Raw genomic sequence first — 15,956 nt, 5'->3', positions numbered from 1 at the left:
GAAAACTATGTTTTATGACTATATAGTAATTGGTGTTTATTTTCTATTAATACTGGCCATTGGTGTTATTTTTTCACGAATGGCAAGTAAATCTACGAGCGATTATTTTCGTGGAGGTGGAAGAATGCTATGGTGGATGGTGGGATCAACCGCTTTTATGGCGCAGTTTTCAGCTGTGACATTTACTGGAGCCGCAGGTAAAGCCTTCACCGACGGTTTTGCTATTGTCGCTGTGTATATTGGCAATACCTTTGCATTCTATTGCGCATGGGTGTACTTCGCTCATCGATTTAAACAGATGCGAGTAGATACACCTACAGAAGCTATAAGGAGGAGATTTGGCTCTAATAATGAACTATTTTTTGCTTGGGCATTAATTGTATTTTCCTTTTTAAATGCAGGAGTTTGGTTAAATGCTCTTGGAGTTTTTACCAGTGCTGTTTTCGATGCAGATATCTCCATTACTATTATTGTAATTGGACTAACAGTACTTTTTGTGTCAGTACTATCAGGTGCTTGGGGAGTTGTTGCTTCAGATTTTGTTCAGACTTTAGTTGTGGCTGTTACCTCAGTAGCCTGTGCAGTGGTGGCTTTAGTGTTAGTTGGCGGCCCAATTAAGATGGTCGATAATTTTCCAGGAGGCTTTCTCATAGGTCCAAATATGAACTATCCATTAATATTATTCGGAACGTTCATATTCTTTTTACCAAAACAGATTTTAACGATGATGAATCTTCATGATTCGTTTCGATTTCTTAATGCAAAAGATTCCTTCAACGCGCGTAAGGCTGCTTTATTAGCTATGATTTTAATGGGAGTGGGAAGTATTATTTGGTTTATTCCACCTTGGGCAGCAGCTACCTTATATCCAGATGCAGCAGCAAACTTTTCACAACTAGGCAACAAGGCCGCAGATGCGGTATATTTAGTCTTTGTTCGGAACGCCATGCCTATAGGTACCGTTGGGTTACTTATGGCAGCTCTTTTTGCCGCTTCCATGTCATCAATGGACTCAGCATTGAATAAAAATGCCGGAATATTTGTTAGAAGTATTTATCAACCTTTTATCTCTAAAAAGAAAAAGGAGTGTAGTGATGGTAAATTATTAAGAATTAGTCAATTGGTAAGTTTTATTAGTGGTGTAGGCGTTATTGCAGCAGCATTATATTTCGCATCGCTAGAAAAGCTCAGTTTATTTGAGCTTATGATGTCCGTTTCAACTATGGTTCAGGTGCCAATGATGGTACCATTAGCACTTGGAATAATTGTAAAAAAGACGCCTGAATGGGCTCCGTGGGCTACAATAGCAGTTGGCTTTTTTGTTTCTTGGTTTGTTATGAATGTGTTTACCGCAGATGTTTTTGCTTCCATGTTTGGAATTGAATCACTTACCGAACGAGAAATTATTGACATGAATATAATTTTAACGGTTGGAGGCCATGTATTTATTACTTCTACTTTTTTCTGGGCTACTTCATTGTTTTACAATGAAGCCAAGGATAAACATAAAGTCGAAACGGATCGCTTTTTTGAGGATTTACAAACACCTTGTATTGCAGATGATCAACAAGACGATTTTGACCGCCAGCAAAGAAATAAATTAGGCAATATGGTAATGGCAATAAGTGCAGGCATTTTGCTTATGGCATTCATTCCAAACCCAGTTTGGGGCAGAATTATTTTTGTAATTTGTGCACTAATCATATTCATCATGGGATATTTGTTGAGGCGTAGTGCAAAAATCAAAGTTTCAACAATCAATTAATTGATTTTAAAAATTTAATCAGTTATAATAAAAAATTAACTGTTATATTTTTATTTCGATTGCTTTATTAATAAAGTGTTCTGGGGTCAAGCCAAATTCAGAGGTGTCAAAAATGTAGAATTCTTTCTGTTTAGACTAACTACAATTTTTGCATATACACAATAATTGGTATTGATCCTTGATCCGGCTTGATCCAAATAAAATGATTCCTAAAAATAAAAAACCTTGCTAATCATACAATTAGCAAGGTTTTGATTTCGGATGATATCCTACTTGGTGACCGGGCTGGGATTCGAACCCAGGACCCTTTCATTAAAAGTGAAATGCTCTACCAACTGAGCTACCAGGTCTTGTTTTTTGTCTGCCAACGTGTTGTTGTTAGCGGGTGCAAATATAAAACCTATTTTTAATAAAACAAGGCTTTTTTTAAAGAAATTTTCGTTTTTTTGCACCTTAGTAACGTATGTTTTTAATAATCAATTTATAACGCTTTAAATGATTTTAATTTTAATTGGATATATGGCTTCAGGAAAGTCAACTTTAGGTAGAATTTTAGCAAAAAAACTAAACTATGAATTTTTAGATTTAGATGATTATATTGAAACAAACGAAAAATCTACCATTAGTGATATATTTAAAACAGATGGCGAAATTTATTTCAGAAAAAAAGAAACCCATTATTTAAGAGAACTTTTAGAGTCTAAAAACAATTTGGTATTGTCTTTAGGAGGTGGCACGCCATGTTACAGTAATAATATGGAATTGATATTGAGTGCTAACCATACCAAAAGTATCTATTTAAAAGCGTCTATCCCTACTTTAATTACCCGATTGAAGAATGAAAAGAGCAAACGCCCATTAATTGCCCATATTGAAACAGACGAGTTATTAGCTGAGTTTATAGGAAAGCATCTTTTTGAGCGGTCTCAATTTTATAGTTTAGCAAATACTACTGTAACTACAGATAATAAAACAGAAAGCCACATTGTTGAAGAATTAATCCTTCAGCTATTCTAAAACAACTTCAAACTTTTTGCCATCTAGCACAACATTAACATGCTCATGCAAAGAAGTTGAAAGTGAAATGCCTTTAAAATCGGCTTTAACAGGATATTTTTTATGGTTTCTATTTACTAAAACTGCTGTTTTAAATTGTTTTAATTGCACATTTAAAAAATGCTTTACGCCATAAATTAATGTGGTACCAGAATTTAAAACATCATCAACCAATACCAACGATTTATTTTCGTAGTCTTCAACTTGAATAGATGTTTTTATAGGCAAATGCGGATTTTTTTTGTCAATGCTCACTTTGCAAAGAATAGGATTGATGTCTGATATTTTTTGCAGTACGGTTTTTAGTTTTTTAGCAAAAATGTAGCCATTACTATCTATACCAGCTAAAACAACCTCATTTTCGTTCACATTGCTTTCATAAATTTGAAACGCAATACGTCTTATTTTATGGTTAATCTCATCGTGGTTTAATATCACATTATTTGTAACGTTCATATCTGATGCATTGTTTTAAAGTATAAAATTACTCATTTTTACCTATTTCTATTAACTTTTTCAAAATGAAGTTGTAATCTGCAATCATTCTTCCGAGTCGTCATCCTTCAAAGTGGGGGCATCGGTAAAACCATCAATATCTCTTCTATCTTTTTTAGTAGGTCTGCCAACACCTTTTTTTCTATAATAATCTTTCGAATATTTTAAAAGTTCCTGTGCTTCAAATTGTTCTTTAGGGGTGGTATCTGTTCTATAGATGTCAACTAATTTAGCACCAACTCTACTTTCAGGAATATCGTTTACAGTAAGTCTGTAGTTTATTTGGTCTTTTCTTAATTCAATGATATCTTGAGGATAAACTTCTCTACTGGGTTTTACAATTTCTTGGTTTACACGAACATGCCCTTTTTTGCAAGCGGTAGTTGCAATTGTTCTTGTTTTGTAATACCTAACACACCATAAATACTTATCTATACGCATATAATTATTGTGAAATGAGCATGGATGAAAAAATATTCACCATATAAATTATTAATTATGTGAATTGCATCTGACCATATAAAAAATAAAATATACAGATGAAAACTACGTTAATGTTGTTATGCAAAATTATATTTAAATTGTATCTTGCGGCTCAAAAATAAGGAATAATGAAACATTCTTTTTAAGATTTAATTAAATCCAAAAAAAGAATTCGCATGCAGCCTTTAAAAAATAAAATAAACGCATGAATTTAAGAAAAGTAAGCCTATATCTGTTATGTTTAACCATTGGTGTGTTATCCTGTAAAAAAGATGACGACCCAACTCCAGTTGTTATAGAAGTTAGAGACAGAGCGGAGCAACAGCTTAAAGATAAAGATTCTTTAGATAAGTATTTATTAACGCATTATTACAATTCTGGTGATTTTGGAGATTCAAACCCAAATCCAAGTTTATCAGATATAGTTCTAACTAAAATTTCATTAGGAGGACCAATTCCAGACGGGCATACCTTATTAAAGGATGCGGTTGGTGAACCTGAAACTATTACTTTTGAAGACGTTATTTATGAATATTATGTACTTAAATTAAACCAAGGCGGAGGGAATGATTCCCCTAAGTTTAGTGATAAGATTCGTTTTAATTATGAAGGATTCACTTTAGATGATGCTGTTTTTGATTATTCTGTAAACCCCTTTGATAGTGATTTAGTAGGGAATGGTGTTTCTACTTTTGGACTAATTCCTGGTTGGAGAAAGGTTATACCTGGGTTTAATACTGCAGAAAGTTATGTTGAAAATGGTGATGGGACCGTTAGTTACATGAATAAAGGTTTGGGTATTATGTTTTTACCTTCAGGTTTAGCCTATTTTTCAAGTGCTACTACTGGAATTCCAGCATATTCTCCAATAATTTTTAAGTTTGAATTATTACAGATGGCTCAAAACGACCATGATGGAGACGGTATTCCTTCATATTTAGAAGATTTGAATGGTGATGGTGAATTTACATTAAACTATCTTGATTTAACAGATGTAACGGATGATAATACAGATGGTGATAACTCCCCGGATTACATAGATTTAGACGATGATGGCGATGGTATTTTAACTAAAAATGAAATTATAATTAGTAAAATCACTAAATCTACTTTAGAAGAAGTAAAGTCGGAACCTTTAGCTTACAATGAAGTACTTCTAAATAAAATAGTAAAAGAACAAAATGGAGATTACACAGGTACTATAATAACGTTTAAAGATACAGATGGAGTAAAACCGTTTGATTATTTAGACAAAAACTATTAATTAGTAATTTTTATATAAACAAAAAACCTCGCTAATAGCGAGGTTTTTTGTTTTAAGCAATTTATAGTTACAGTATTAAAGATAAACTTAAAATTAACTGCTCGGGTCTTGTGTCTATTCTACTATTGTTGTTTAAAAAGGTCGCTTCATTTTCATTAAAACCACGTTCGTACCTTAAATCGATACCAACTTTATTAAGGTTAAGACCAATACCAAAATTCAATCCTACCGAAAATTCATCCTCAACATCATTAATAGAAATACCATCAAATTCGGTGTCTAAAATATATTGTAGAGAAGGACCACCAAAAACACTAAGAGGGCCTATTATTTTTACGCCTACTAATAAAGGAGCGTCCAATTTTTGCATTTTAAAGTTATCGTCGTTGTAATCACTTTTTGTACTTGTATATACAAGTTCTGGTTTAAAATAAATTTGGGTACCAATTTTTCCAAATATACCAATATGGTAGCCAATATTTCTGTCGGGGTGTTGGGCATTATCACCAATAGATTCAAAATAATTACCATTGGCATTGTAGTTTAACCCACCTTTTAAACCAAAGCCGGTAGCAGTTTGTGCGTAGGTATATGATAATGTTGATACTAAAAATAAAGCTAGTAAAACTGTTTTTTTGCTAGCATTCAACTTGCTTTTTAAATGTTTCATAATTTTCTTTTTTAATTAGACTTGAGTTTTTTTTACTTCTTCCAAAAATATATAATCCTGCATCTTTAGATGTTATATAATTCTTCTAGTTTTTTATATAATATAAATGAGCTTAGTATCTACAAATAGACTCAAATTATATAATCATTGAAATTAGATATTCACATGTAATCAAAAACGCTGCCAAAAGCGAATTATTTTCTTTTCATTACAATCAATATCATTTTTCAGTTAATTATCTTTGCCAACCAAAGTGCTATTTATATTATTTATAGCCAAATTATAAAAGAGATAAAATCACTAAATGAAGTTTGAATTAAAAGCGAAAGACACCCAAAGTAAAGCAAGAGCAGGGACAGTAACTACCGATCATGGCGTGATTGAAACACCTATTTTTATGCCAGTTGGTACTGTAGGAACTGTAAAAGGGGTGCATCAGCGTGAGTTAAAAGATGATATTAATCCAGATATTATTCTAGGGAATACCTATCATTTATACTTGCGTCCGCAAACACACATTATAGAAAAGGCAGGTGGACTTCATAAATTTATGAATTGGGATCGAAACATTTTAACCGACTCAGGTGGCTATCAAGTGTATTCGCTTTCAGCAAATAGAAAAATTAAAGAAGAAGGTGTGAAGTTTAAATCGCATATAGATGGGAGTTATCATACGTTTACACCCGAAAATGTGATGGAAATTCAACGCTCTATTGGTGCTGATATTATAATGGCATTCGATGAATGTACTCCATATCCATGCGATTATAACTATGCAAAACGCTCGATGCACATGACACATCGTTGGTTAGATAGATGCATCAATCATTTGGAAAAAACATCTTTAAAATACGATTACAACCAAGCGTTTTTTCCTATCATACAAGGAAGTACTTATAAAGATTTACGCAAGCAATCTGCTGAATATATAGCCAATGCAGGCGCTGTTGGCAATGCAATTGGTGGACTTTCTGTTGGTGAACCTGCCGAAGAAATGTATGCCATGACTGAAGTGGTAACCGAAATTTTACCTGAAGATAAACCCCGTTATTTAATGGGCGTTGGTACACCCATAAATATTTTAGAAAATATAGCCTTGGGTATAGATATGTTTGATTGTGTGATGCCAACACGAAATGCCAGAAACGGAATGCTGTTTACAGCACAAGGAACCATAAACATTAAAAACAAAAAATGGGAAGCCGATTTTTCTCCGGTTGATGACATGGGAATAACCTTTGTAGATACTGAATATACCAAAGCTTACTTAAGGCATTTATTTACGGTTAATGAATTATTAGGAAAACAAATAGCCACCATTCACAATTTAGGATTTTATTTGTGGTTGGTTCGCGAAGCAAGAAAACATATATTAGCAGGCGATTTTAGAACTTGGAAAGACCAAATGGTAAAACAAATGGATAATAGATTATAAAAGCTAAAAGTTATTTCACCTAAAACCAACACCTAAAACCAAATTGAAAATACTAGACTGGTACATATTAAAGCGTTATTTATTTACATTTTCTATGATGTTGTTACTGTTTATTCCTATTGGAATAACAGTGCATCTTGCTGAAAAAATTGGTAGAATTTTAGAAAATGAAGTGCCAATTGGTGAAGTGCTTGTTTATTTTTACAATTTCACCATCTATTTTGCGCACTTACTGTTTCCTCTATTTTTATTCTTGTCGGTTATATGGTTTACATCAAAATTGGCCAATAACACCGAAATTATAGCCTTTTTAAGTTCAGGTGTTTCGTTTTCTAGATTTTTACGCCCATACATGATTGGTGCCACCGTAGTGGCTTTACTGTCTATTGTGCTAGGACTTTATTTAGCGCCAAAAGCCAGCGAAGGCTTTAACGATTTTACTTATAAATATCTTAAAAAGGGAAAAACAGCTTTTGAGGAAACAGACCAAAACGTTTTCAGGCAAATTAATGACAATGATATTATTTATGTTAGTAGTTTTGATGTAGCAAATAAAAATGGTAGTAATTTTACTTTAGAGCATTTTGAAAAGAATAAACTAAAGTATAAAATTACAGCCAATAATATTAAATATATTGAAGAAGATACTACCTATAGATTAACCAACTATGTTAAGCGAAATATAGGTGCAAATGAAGATGAATTAGATATTATCGCAACCAAAGACACACTTTTTTCTTTTGATGTGGATGATTTAATTCCTGTAATTTATGCTGCAGAAACCAAAATGTATGGCGATTTAAAACAATTTATAGCCAAAGAAGAAGCGAGGGGGTCTTCAAATGTTGGGCGGTTTAAATTAGTATTGTACCGAAAATGGAGTTTACCAGTTTCCGTGTTTATTTTAACCATTATAGCTGTAGCTGTGTCTTCTATAAAACGTCGAGGAGGTATGGGGGTTAACTTGGCAGTAGGTATTTGTATTGCCATGGTTTTTGTGTTTTTCGATAAAATTTTTGGTGTTATGGCAGAACAATCCGATTTTTCACCACTAATAGCGGTTTGGTTTCCTAATGTTATTTTTGGTATTCTAGCTATTTTCCTTCTGCGCAATGCTAAACGTTAAGCTAAAAAATCATCTACATCTTCACTTCTTAGTTTTTATAGCTGGTTTTACTGCTATTTTAGGTGAATTGATTACTATTACAGCCGTTCCATTAGTTTGGTTTAGAATGGTAATGGCATCTATTTTAATATTTGTTTATGTTAAAATGGCCAAGATAGATGTCAAAATCAATCCTAAATCTATTCTTAGATTATCGGTTGCTGGTATCATTATAGCTTTGCATTGGATTACCTTTTTTGGAGCCATAGATGCTTCAAACGTATCCATAACACTTGCTATGTTTTCTTGTGGTGCATTTTTTGCATCGTTAATAGAACCCATCATTTATAAGCGCCGCATTATTTGGTACGAAATCTTGTTCGGAATCATCGTAGTAATTGGTGTTTTTATAATCACTAAAAGTGAATTAAAGTATATAAACGGCATCATTTTAGGAATTACATCGGCCTTTTTATCATCACTTTTTGCAGTTTTAAACGGCAAATTTCTAAAAGAACACACCGCAACAATTATTTCGTTTTATGAATTTTTAAGCGGTGTTTTATTCATATCTATTTATATTTTAATTTTTGGAGGTGGTTTTTCATCAGAATTCTTTAATTTAAGTGTTCAAGATTTTAGTTACCTTTTTATTTTAGCCTCTATTTGTACTGCTTATGCATTTATTGCTGCGGTGTATGTTATGAAAGTTATTAGTCCATATACTGTTGTTTTAAGCTATAATATGGAGCCTATTTACGGTATTTTTATGGCCATTTTTTTGTTCCCTGAAAAGGAACATATGAGTACGTCTTTTTATTATGGAGCTGTTGTGGTTATTACCACTGTTTTACTAAATGCTATTTTGAAAAATATAAGATTGTTAAAAAGAAAGTATTCTTAAACTCATATCAAAATTAAAGTTTTTATATTCTCTTTTAGAATGCTTACTTTTGTAAAGAAGTAAAAGAGAACCAACATTTTTAGATTTTACTTATTTTAAAATGAAAAAATATGTAGGTTTGTACACTAACTTAAGATTAATAGCCAAAACAAAATTCTTATGGAATATTTAGAATTTGAACTACCAATAAAAGAACTTGAAGACCAATTACAGAAATGCAAAGTTATTGGTGAAGAGAGCGAAGTAGATGTTACAGAAACATGTACTAATATTGAAAAAAAATTAGCTGCCACTCAAAAAGAGATTTATAAAAACCTAACGCCTTGGCAACGTGTACAAATGTCTCGCCATCCAGATAGACCGTATGTTTTAGATTATATTCGTGCTATTTGTGGTGAATCTTTCTTGGAGCTACATGGTGACAGAAGCTTTAAAGATGATAAAGCCATGATTGGTGGTTTAGGAAAAATTGGTGGCCAAAGTTTTATGTTCATTGGACAGCAAAAAGGATACAATACTAAAACACGCCAATACAGAAATTTTGGAATGGCAAACCCAGAAGGGTATAGAAAAGCGCTTCGTTTAATGAAATCTGCTGAAAAATTTGGCATACCGGTAGTAACCCTTATTGATACTCCAGGTGCATTTCCAGGGTTGGAAGCTGAAGAACGCGGACAAGGAGAAGCCATTGCTAGAAATATTTTAGAAATGACCCGTTTAAGTGTGCCAATCATTACCATTATCGTGGGTGAAGGTGCTTCAGGCGGTGCATTGGGTATTGGTGTTGGAGATGTGGTTTTAATGCTTGAAAACACTTGGTATTCTGTAATTTCACCAGAATCGTGTTCATCTATTTTATGGCGTAGTTGGGAGTTTAAAGAACAAGCTGCCGATGCCTTAAAATTAACAGCTACCGATATGAAAAAGCAGAAGTTAGTTGACGAAATTATAAAAGAACCTCTTGGCGGTGCACATAGAGACAGAGAAAAAACATTTGCAGCGGTTAGTAATGCCATTACCAAAAATTTTGAAGAGCTTAAAAACTTATCACCAAAAGATTTAGTTGCAAAACGAATGGAAAAATATTCCCAAATGGGCGTATTTAAAGGCTAACACGTTTAATAATCATACTAGTAAAAAATCTGAAGCTTTAAACTTCAGATTTTTTTTGTGTTATTGACAATATTTATAAGTTATTAACAGTTAGATTGTTGAAGACTAGTTAACAATCATAAGTTGTTTTCTGTTTAAAAACAAGTTCTTTTTAGTTACTTTCGCAGTTATGAAACAACCCGACCAAATTAGAGGATTTAAAGTAGACAAAAGCACACTTATCAGTCTTGAGAAGGGAAAAATACCACCTCAAGCGCTTGATTTAGAAGAAGTTGTGTTAGGTGCGATGATGATTGATAAAAAAGGTGTCGATGAGGTTATCGATATTTTAAGTCCGGACGCTTTTTATAAAGAAGCACATCAGCATATATTTAGTGCTATTTTTCAGTTGTTTGAGAATAGCGAACCAATCGACTTATTAACCGTTTCAACACAGTTAAAGAAAAACTCTAAGTTAGAACTGGCTGGAGGCGATTTTTACCTTATTTCTTTAACCCAAAAAGTATCTTCTTCGGCACATATAGAGTTTCATGCACGTATCATTTTGCAAAAATTCATCCAGCGTAGTTTAATTAAAATTTCAAGTGAAATTATTGAAGATTCTTATGATGAAACCAAAGATGTTTTCGATTTATTAGATCAAGCCGAATCAAAATTATACGAAGTTACTCAAGGAAATATTAAAAAATCGAGTGAAACGGCACAAGATTTAGTGATTCAAGCAAAAAAGAAAATTGAAGAAATTTCAAATAAGGAAGGGCTTAGTGGTATTCCCACAGGGTTTAATAAATTAGATAAATTAACATCGGGTTGGCAACCATCTGATTTAATTATTATTGCTGCACGTCCTGGTATGGGTAAAACGGCATTAACTTTATCTATGGCTAGAAATATTGCGGTTGATCAAAACATACCCGTGGCATTTTTCTCGTTAGAGATGGCTTCGGTACAATTAATTACCCGTTTAATTTCTAGTGAAACGGGATTGTCTTCGGAAAAATTAAGAACCGGAAAACTTGAAAAACACGAGTGGGAACAACTAAACGTGAAGGTAAAAGGTCTTGAAAAAGCACCTTTATTTATAGATGATACACCATCGCTTTCTATTTTCGATTTACGGGCAAAAGCACGCCGATTATCATCACAACATGGTATTAAACTTATCATGATTGATTATTTGCAATTAATGACGGGTGGAAGTAACCATGGCGGAAACCGTGAGCAAGAAATCTCGATGATTTCTAGAAACTTAAAAGCGTTGGCAAAAGAATTGAACGTTCCTGTTATAGCACTGTCGCAATTATCGCGTGCTGTTGAAACACGCGGGGGCAGCAAGCGGCCGTTACTTTCAGATTTACGTGAATCTGGAGCAATTGAGCAAGATGCTGATATTGTAAGTTTTATTTATAGACCCGAATATTATAAAATTGATGAATGGGATGATGAAGAACGTTCTCCAACCGAAGGTCAAGGTGAATTTATTGTAGCAAAACACCGTAATGGTGGTTTGGAAAACATTCGTTTGAAATTTATTGGGCATTTAGGTAAGTTCGATAATTTAGATGATTTCGATTCGCCGTTCGAGTTCCATTCTAAAATGAATGCAGCTTCAAATGATGATACGTTTAAATCTGATAACTTTAAAGCAAGCCCAGACCAAGCTTTTGGTAGTTCGTTTAACGACGATGATGATAACGACGTACCGTTTTAAATCTAATCTTCTGTTAAACCAATTCGGAAAGGAGAAAAAATTAAGTATCTTTCTTGACTAATTTGAAATACAGACTTTCATTGAATACGAGAAAACTCATTATTATTTTTTCATTCTTCATTATTAATTATAGTGCTTTTGCATCCTATATCCTCATTCCTATGGACGTAGATAGCCAAAAAAATCATCTAAAAGCATACGGATTAACCTATTGGATATTAAGTAAAGAGCAAAAGGTAAAATGGTTGCTTAATTACCGTGGTGGCTCATTTTTATTGCCCGATACTCAAGAAATTCAACGCGAATGTCAAATTAGAGGGATTTCCTTTGAAGTACTTTCCGACGCTAAAACCGAAACTATTTTAGAAGAAATTAGCAGCCCAAGCCAAAATATGGAAGCGGTGGTACTAGAAAAAGCACCTAAAATTGCTGTTTATACACCAAAAGGAAAACTGCCTTGGGATGATGCTGTTACTATGGTGTTACAGTATGCTGAAATACCATATGAAACAGTTTATGATGAGGAAGTGCTAAACGATGCACTTTTGGTATTCGATTGGTTACACTTACACCATGAAGACTTTACAGGGCAATACGGGAAATTTTATGGTGCTTACAAAGCGGCATCGTGGTATATTGAAGAGAAAAGAGAGGCTGAAGCTTTGGCTACAAAATTAGATTATAGCAAAGTGTCACAAGAAAAATTGGACGTTGCTTTAAAAATTAGAGATTATGTAATAGGTGGTGGGTTTATGTTTGCTATGTGCAGTGCTGCGGATAGTTTTGATATTGCTTTATCTGCCGAAGGCATAGATATATGCGAACCCATGTTTGATGGTGATGGTAGTGATTCGGGGTATCAAAATAAAATTGACTATAATAAAACATTTGCTTTTACAAATTATACTTTAGAACGGAACCCGAATGTTTATGAGTTTTCTTCTATTGATATGACTCAAAAACGGATGGTTTCTAAAGAATCTGATTATTTTTCTTTAATGGAGTTTTCAGCAAAATGGGATCCTATTCCAACCATGCTATGTCAAAACCACACCGCTTTAGTCAAAGGTTTTATGGGACAAACTACAGCGTTTACCAGAGATGAAATAAAATCGAATGTATTGGTAATGGGAGAAACAAAGTCTAACGGGGAAGCGAAATATATTCACGGTATTAAAGGAAAAGGTTTTTTTACCTTTTATGGAGGTCACGATCCAGAAGATTATCAGCATAGGGTAGGAGACTCTAAAACCGAACTCGATTTACACCCCACATCTCCAGGTTACAGGTTGATTTTAAACAACGTATTGTTTCCGGCAGCTAGAAAGAAAAAGCAGAAAACTTAAATTAAAACCGGACTCCCTTTCCACATATAGTTCTTCCGACAGCAAATGTATAACCATATTCATCAACGTCAATTATTACAAAATACTGACAAGAATTTCCAATTCTATGACCTTGCAATTTTTGTAATTTACCATAATAACTTAAATTAATACTAGTATTCATTTCTACACTACTTATAACACCTCCATTATTCAATTTACTTTCATACGTATTTACAAGTTCAGAATACCCTTTAGCTACTTTGATGTGGCTTTGAATATCCTCTATAATAGGAGAGTTTGATATAGTAGATTTGCTAAAATTTTTCCCAGAAAAATTTTGTCGATTTATAATACAGCCATCAGGGAAGAGTTTATTTAAAAAGGAAAAATCACGTTCTCTGAAGAATTTTTCAGAGTTAGAATAATCTTTTATTTCTTCAGTATTTTTTAAATTTTCATTAGATAAGTCTTTTATATTATCTGAAATATCCTTTATTTCTTTTGATAAATCAATATTCTCTTTACTTAAGTCAAAATTAACTTTAGAGATTTCACTATTTTCTAATGAAATATGTTTGACTTCTTTCGTAATTCTACTTAGCTGATTAGTAAGGTCTAAAATATTTGAACTTAAAGTTTCATTTCTCTTAACTATTATGTTAATCTCTTCTTGTTTACTAGCAATTTCCTTTTTATCATTATTAGCCTGACTTGCAGCAAATAATGCACCAATAAATATAATTAAGGCAGGAATGTAAGGAGTAATGGTATCCATTTTCATTTTATTACTTATAAATTAGGAAAAAACTAAATTAATAATTTTTTATGAAAAAGACTACATTTGTTTTAAACAATGTATTGTTTCCTGCAGCTAGAAAGAAAAAGCAGAAAACCTGATTTTTTTTATTCTACATCTTCAAGAATAACTACACGTTTAAAAGTATATACAAAACCATCAGTTCCTGTACCGCTAGTAGTAATATTTTGGTCTATTATTAATTGGGTTTCTGTAGCAACTACATTTCCAAATTCATTAGATTCTATTACAAGAAACTCATCGCTTTCAACAATAGTAACTGTATAGTTATAAACTCCAGAATCAAAACCATCCTCAATTGTGTCGTCTGTATTTGTATTGTTAATAGTTAGTTTACCTGTTGTATTATCAAAACTCCAAATAATTTTATCTAAATCAAAATCATTGTCTACACCAGCAATACCTCCGCTAACATTTGTAAGATGCCAATAGGTTTTATATACTTGTTGTTTACCATCATCATTATTGTTAATAGAGCAGTTCGTTAAAGTAATAAAGCTTAAAAATGTGATTAAAATAAAATGTTTCATGTTACTAAAATTTGGGTTATTTATATTTAAATAGATGCGATTAAATCTAAAAGGTTGCGTTATTATAACGGAAAGTTGAGTTTTTAATTCTATTTTAGAATCTAAATTTAGATATCATTTTTATACAGGAAAGCTATATGAATTTCTATCAAAAGCAAATAAAACTGAAACCATACTCTAGAGGTTTTCATTTAATTACAAATGTTGTAGAACATACACTACCAGAAATTAGTCAAATAAATATAGGACAACTACAGGTGTTTATTAAGCATACATCGGCAAGTTTAACTATTAATGAAAATGCCGATTTTACAGTAAGAACAGATTTTGAAAGTCATTTTAACAAGATGATTCCGGAAAATGCCCCTTATTATAAGCATACTTACGAAGGGTCTGATGATATGCCTGCACACATTAAGGCTTCATTACTTGGTGCGTCAATACAAATACCAATTACAAATGGAAAATTGAATTTAGGAATTTGGCAAGGTATTTATCTTTGTGAACACAGAAACCATGGTGGTTCAAGAAACATTGTTGTTACCGCTTTTGGGGTATAAAAAAATCCGATTCTTTCGAACCGGATTTTAATATATTAAGCGAATATAATATGTTTTACAATAGGCGAAAACGCCTTATTTTACTTTCTCTATTACGGCTTTAAAAGCCTCAGGGTTATTCATAGCTAAATCTGCTAAAACCTTACGGTTTAATTCAATATCATTAGCTTTTAATTTTCCCATAAATTGAGAATAAGATAATCCATAAGTTCTGGCTCCCGCATTAATACGAGTTATCCATAAAGCACGGAAGTTTCTCTTTTTTACTCTACGGTCTCTATACGAATATAACATCGCTTTATCAACCGCATTTTTTGCTACTGTCCAAACGTTTTTACGACGTCCGAAAAAGCCTTTTGCTTGTTTTAGAACCTTTTTTCTTCGGGCTCTTTTTGCTACAGAATTTACTGATCTTGGCATAATTTTAATTGTTTTTTGTAGTAGGCGGTCTAAACAGACACTTTTAAAAAGCCTAACTCCAGGGTTTATAATTTGTTTTAACCGGTTAAAAAATTGTTACTTTAAGCGTAACATGATTTTAACATTATTCTCATCCGCTTTATGTACTAATGTATCATGCGTTAGAGCAAGCTTACGTTTTTTAGTCTTCTTTGTTAAGATGTGACTTTTAAAAGCGTGCTTTCTTTTTATCTTACCAGTACCAGTTAGCTTAAAGCGTTTTTTGGCACTAGATTTTGTTTTCATTTTAGGCATTTTCTT

Annotated in this window: 17 protein-coding genes and 1 tRNA gene; 10 read left to right on the top strand and 8 right to left on the bottom strand. The window is 32.6% G+C overall.

What is annotated here, in order from left to right:
* Positions 1 to 7: 7 nt before the first annotated feature.
* A complete protein-coding gene (locus tag VP395_RS13730) occupies positions 8 to 1,765 on the top strand; it encodes a sodium:solute symporter family transporter (RefSeq protein ID WP_346242590.1) in 1,758 nt (585 codons plus the stop codon).
* Between the two features lie 274 nt (positions 1,766 to 2,039).
* On the opposite strand, the gene VP395_RS13725 is transcribed toward VP395_RS13730, so the two are convergent.
* Positions 2,040 to 2,115: transfer RNA gene (locus tag VP395_RS13725), tRNA-Lys, on the bottom strand.
* Positions 2,116 to 2,260: 145 nt separating this feature from the next.
* On the opposite strand from VP395_RS13725, the gene VP395_RS13720 reads away from it, so the two are divergent.
* Positions 2,261 to 2,782: a shikimate kinase gene (locus VP395_RS13720; RefSeq protein WP_346242589.1), complete on the top strand. Its 522-nt coding sequence runs from the start codon at positions 2,261 to 2,263 to the stop codon at positions 2,780 to 2,782.
* On the opposite strand, the gene VP395_RS13715 is transcribed toward VP395_RS13720, so the two are convergent.
* Together VP395_RS13715 and VP395_RS13710 are read right to left on the bottom strand one after the other, a co-directional pair.
* Entirely contained in the window at positions 2,774 to 3,277 is a 504-nt protein-coding gene (locus VP395_RS13715) for a phosphoribosyltransferase family protein (RefSeq protein ID WP_346242588.1), read from the bottom strand. The two genes, VP395_RS13720 and VP395_RS13715, sit on opposite strands and share 9 nt — an antisense overlap.
* 84 nt (positions 3,278 to 3,361) lie before the next feature.
* Positions 3,362 to 3,757, bottom strand: coding sequence for an RNA-binding S4 domain-containing protein (locus VP395_RS13710; protein ID WP_346242587.1), 396 nt, complete (start codon positions 3,755 to 3,757; stop codon positions 3,362 to 3,364).
* Between the two features lie 247 nt (positions 3,758 to 4,004).
* Between VP395_RS13710 and VP395_RS13705 the strand changes: the two genes are divergently transcribed.
* A complete protein-coding gene (locus VP395_RS13705) occupies positions 4,005 to 5,063 on the top strand; it encodes an FKBP-type peptidyl-prolyl cis-trans isomerase (RefSeq protein WP_346242586.1) in 1,059 nt (352 codons plus the stop codon).
* Positions 5,064 to 5,130: 67 nt separating this feature from the next.
* On the opposite strand, the gene VP395_RS13700 is transcribed toward VP395_RS13705, so the two are convergent.
* Positions 5,131 to 5,733, bottom strand: coding sequence for an outer membrane beta-barrel protein (locus VP395_RS13700; protein ID WP_346242585.1), 603 nt, complete (start codon positions 5,731 to 5,733; stop codon positions 5,131 to 5,133).
* Between the two features lie 304 nt (positions 5,734 to 6,037).
* On the opposite strand from VP395_RS13700, the gene tgt reads away from it, so the two are divergent.
* The 6 genes from tgt to VP395_RS13670 all read left to right on the top strand — a co-directional run bounded on the left by tgt (position 6,038) and on the right by VP395_RS13670 (position 13,347).
* Positions 6,038 to 7,168, top strand: a complete 1,131-nt coding sequence (gene tgt / locus VP395_RS13695) for a tRNA guanosine(34) transglycosylase Tgt (protein WP_346242584.1) — start codon at positions 6,038 to 6,040, stop codon at positions 7,166 to 7,168.
* A 43-nt stretch (positions 7,169 to 7,211) separates the two neighbouring features.
* Positions 7,212 to 8,294 carry an LptF/LptG family permease gene (locus VP395_RS13690; RefSeq protein ID WP_346242583.1) on the top strand — a complete coding sequence of 361 codons (1,083 nt, stop codon included), beginning with the start codon at positions 7,212 to 7,214 and terminating at the stop codon, positions 8,292 to 8,294.
* Complete coding sequence (locus VP395_RS13685; protein WP_346242582.1) at positions 8,281 to 9,177, top strand: DMT family transporter; 897 nt, start codon at positions 8,281 to 8,283, stop codon at positions 9,175 to 9,177. Before VP395_RS13690 ends, VP395_RS13685 begins: the two co-directional genes overlap by 14 nt.
* 159 nt (positions 9,178 to 9,336) lie before the next feature.
* Positions 9,337 to 10,290 (top strand): acetyl-CoA carboxylase carboxyltransferase subunit alpha, encoded by a 954-nt coding sequence (locus VP395_RS13680; RefSeq protein WP_346242581.1) that lies wholly within the window; start codon positions 9,337 to 9,339, stop codon positions 10,288 to 10,290.
* 169 nt (positions 10,291 to 10,459) lie between these two features.
* Complete coding sequence (dnaB, locus tag VP395_RS13675; protein WP_346242580.1) at positions 10,460 to 12,001, top strand: replicative DNA helicase; 1,542 nt, start codon at positions 10,460 to 10,462, stop codon at positions 11,999 to 12,001.
* A gap of 161 nt (positions 12,002 to 12,162) precedes the next feature.
* Entirely contained in the window at positions 12,163 to 13,347 is a 1,185-nt protein-coding gene (locus VP395_RS13670) for an asparagine synthetase B (protein WP_346242693.1), read from the top strand.
* 1 nt (position 13,348) lies between these two features.
* Here the strand turns inward: VP395_RS13670 and VP395_RS13665 are convergent, their stop codons facing one another.
* Positions 13,349 to 14,104, bottom strand: a complete 756-nt coding sequence (locus tag VP395_RS13665) for a hypothetical protein (RefSeq protein WP_346242579.1) — start codon at positions 14,102 to 14,104, stop codon at positions 13,349 to 13,351.
* A 128-nt stretch (positions 14,105 to 14,232) separates the two neighbouring features.
* Positions 14,233 to 14,676: a hypothetical protein gene (locus VP395_RS13660; protein WP_346242578.1), complete on the bottom strand. Its 444-nt coding sequence runs from the start codon at positions 14,674 to 14,676 to the stop codon at positions 14,233 to 14,235.
* Between the two features lie 137 nt (positions 14,677 to 14,813).
* On the opposite strand from VP395_RS13660, the gene VP395_RS13655 reads away from it, so the two are divergent.
* Positions 14,814 to 15,236: a secondary thiamine-phosphate synthase enzyme YjbQ gene (locus VP395_RS13655; RefSeq protein WP_346242577.1), complete on the top strand. Its 423-nt coding sequence runs from the start codon at positions 14,814 to 14,816 to the stop codon at positions 15,234 to 15,236.
* A gap of 75 nt (positions 15,237 to 15,311) precedes the next feature.
* Here VP395_RS13655 and rplT read toward each other — a convergent pair whose 3' ends face one another.
* Together rplT and rpmI are read right to left on the bottom strand one after the other, a co-directional pair.
* Entirely contained in the window at positions 15,312 to 15,656 is a 345-nt protein-coding gene (gene rplT / locus VP395_RS13650) for a 50S ribosomal protein L20 (protein WP_346242576.1), read from the bottom strand.
* A 96-nt stretch (positions 15,657 to 15,752) separates the two neighbouring features.
* The gene (rpmI, locus tag VP395_RS13645) at positions 15,753 to 15,950 is read right to left on the bottom strand and encodes a 50S ribosomal protein L35 (RefSeq protein ID WP_044639312.1); all 198 of its coding nucleotides are present in this window, start codon (positions 15,948 to 15,950) and stop codon (positions 15,753 to 15,755) included.
* Positions 15,951 to 15,956 lie beyond the last annotated feature (6 nt).

This window comes from Mariniflexile soesokkakense, from assembly GCF_039650365.1.
Classification (GTDB): domain Bacteria; phylum Bacteroidota; class Bacteroidia; order Flavobacteriales; family Flavobacteriaceae; genus Mariniflexile; species Mariniflexile soesokkakense.
This window is presented reverse-complemented; position numbering and strand designations above follow the sequence as displayed.

Coding starts and splice junctions, on each gene's coding strand:
- VP395_RS13720 (WP_346242589.1), top strand. CDS start 2,261: ATGATTTTAATTTTAATTGGATATATGGCTTCAGGAAAGTCAACTTTA.
- VP395_RS13710 (WP_346242587.1), bottom strand. CDS start 3,757: ATGCGTATAGATAAGTATTTATGGTGTGTTAGGTATTACAAAACAAGA.
- VP395_RS13700 (WP_346242585.1), bottom strand. CDS start 5,733: ATGAAACATTTAAAAAGCAAGTTGAATGCTAGCAAAAAAACAGTTTTA.
- VP395_RS13660 (WP_346242578.1), bottom strand. CDS start 14,676: ATGAAACATTTTATTTTAATCACATTTTTAAGCTTTATTACTTTAACG.
- dnaB (WP_346242580.1), top strand. CDS start 10,460: ATGAAACAACCCGACCAAATTAGAGGATTTAAAGTAGACAAAAGCACA.
- VP395_RS13665 (WP_346242579.1), bottom strand. CDS start 14,104: ATGGATACCATTACTCCTTACATTCCTGCCTTAATTATATTTATTGGT.
- VP395_RS13685 (WP_346242582.1), top strand. CDS start 8,281: ATGCTAAACGTTAAGCTAAAAAATCATCTACATCTTCACTTCTTAGTT.
- VP395_RS13705 (WP_346242586.1), top strand. CDS start 4,005: ATGAATTTAAGAAAAGTAAGCCTATATCTGTTATGTTTAACCATTGGT.
- VP395_RS13655 (WP_346242577.1), top strand. CDS start 14,814: ATGAATTTCTATCAAAAGCAAATAAAACTGAAACCATACTCTAGAGGT.
- VP395_RS13715 (WP_346242588.1), bottom strand. CDS start 3,277: ATGAACGTTACAAATAATGTGATATTAAACCACGATGAGATTAACCAT.
- VP395_RS13730 (WP_346242590.1), top strand. CDS start 8: ATGTTTTATGACTATATAGTAATTGGTGTTTATTTTCTATTAATACTG.
- VP395_RS13670 (WP_346242693.1), top strand. CDS start 12,163: ATGGACGTAGATAGCCAAAAAAATCATCTAAAAGCATACGGATTAACC.
- rplT (WP_346242576.1), bottom strand. CDS start 15,656: ATGCCAAGATCAGTAAATTCTGTAGCAAAAAGAGCCCGAAGAAAAAAG.
- rpmI (WP_044639312.1), bottom strand. CDS start 15,950: ATGCCTAAAATGAAAACAAAATCTAGTGCCAAAAAACGCTTTAAGCTA.
- tgt (WP_346242584.1), top strand. CDS start 6,038: ATGAAGTTTGAATTAAAAGCGAAAGACACCCAAAGTAAAGCAAGAGCA.
- VP395_RS13680 (WP_346242581.1), top strand. CDS start 9,337: ATGGAATATTTAGAATTTGAACTACCAATAAAAGAACTTGAAGACCAA.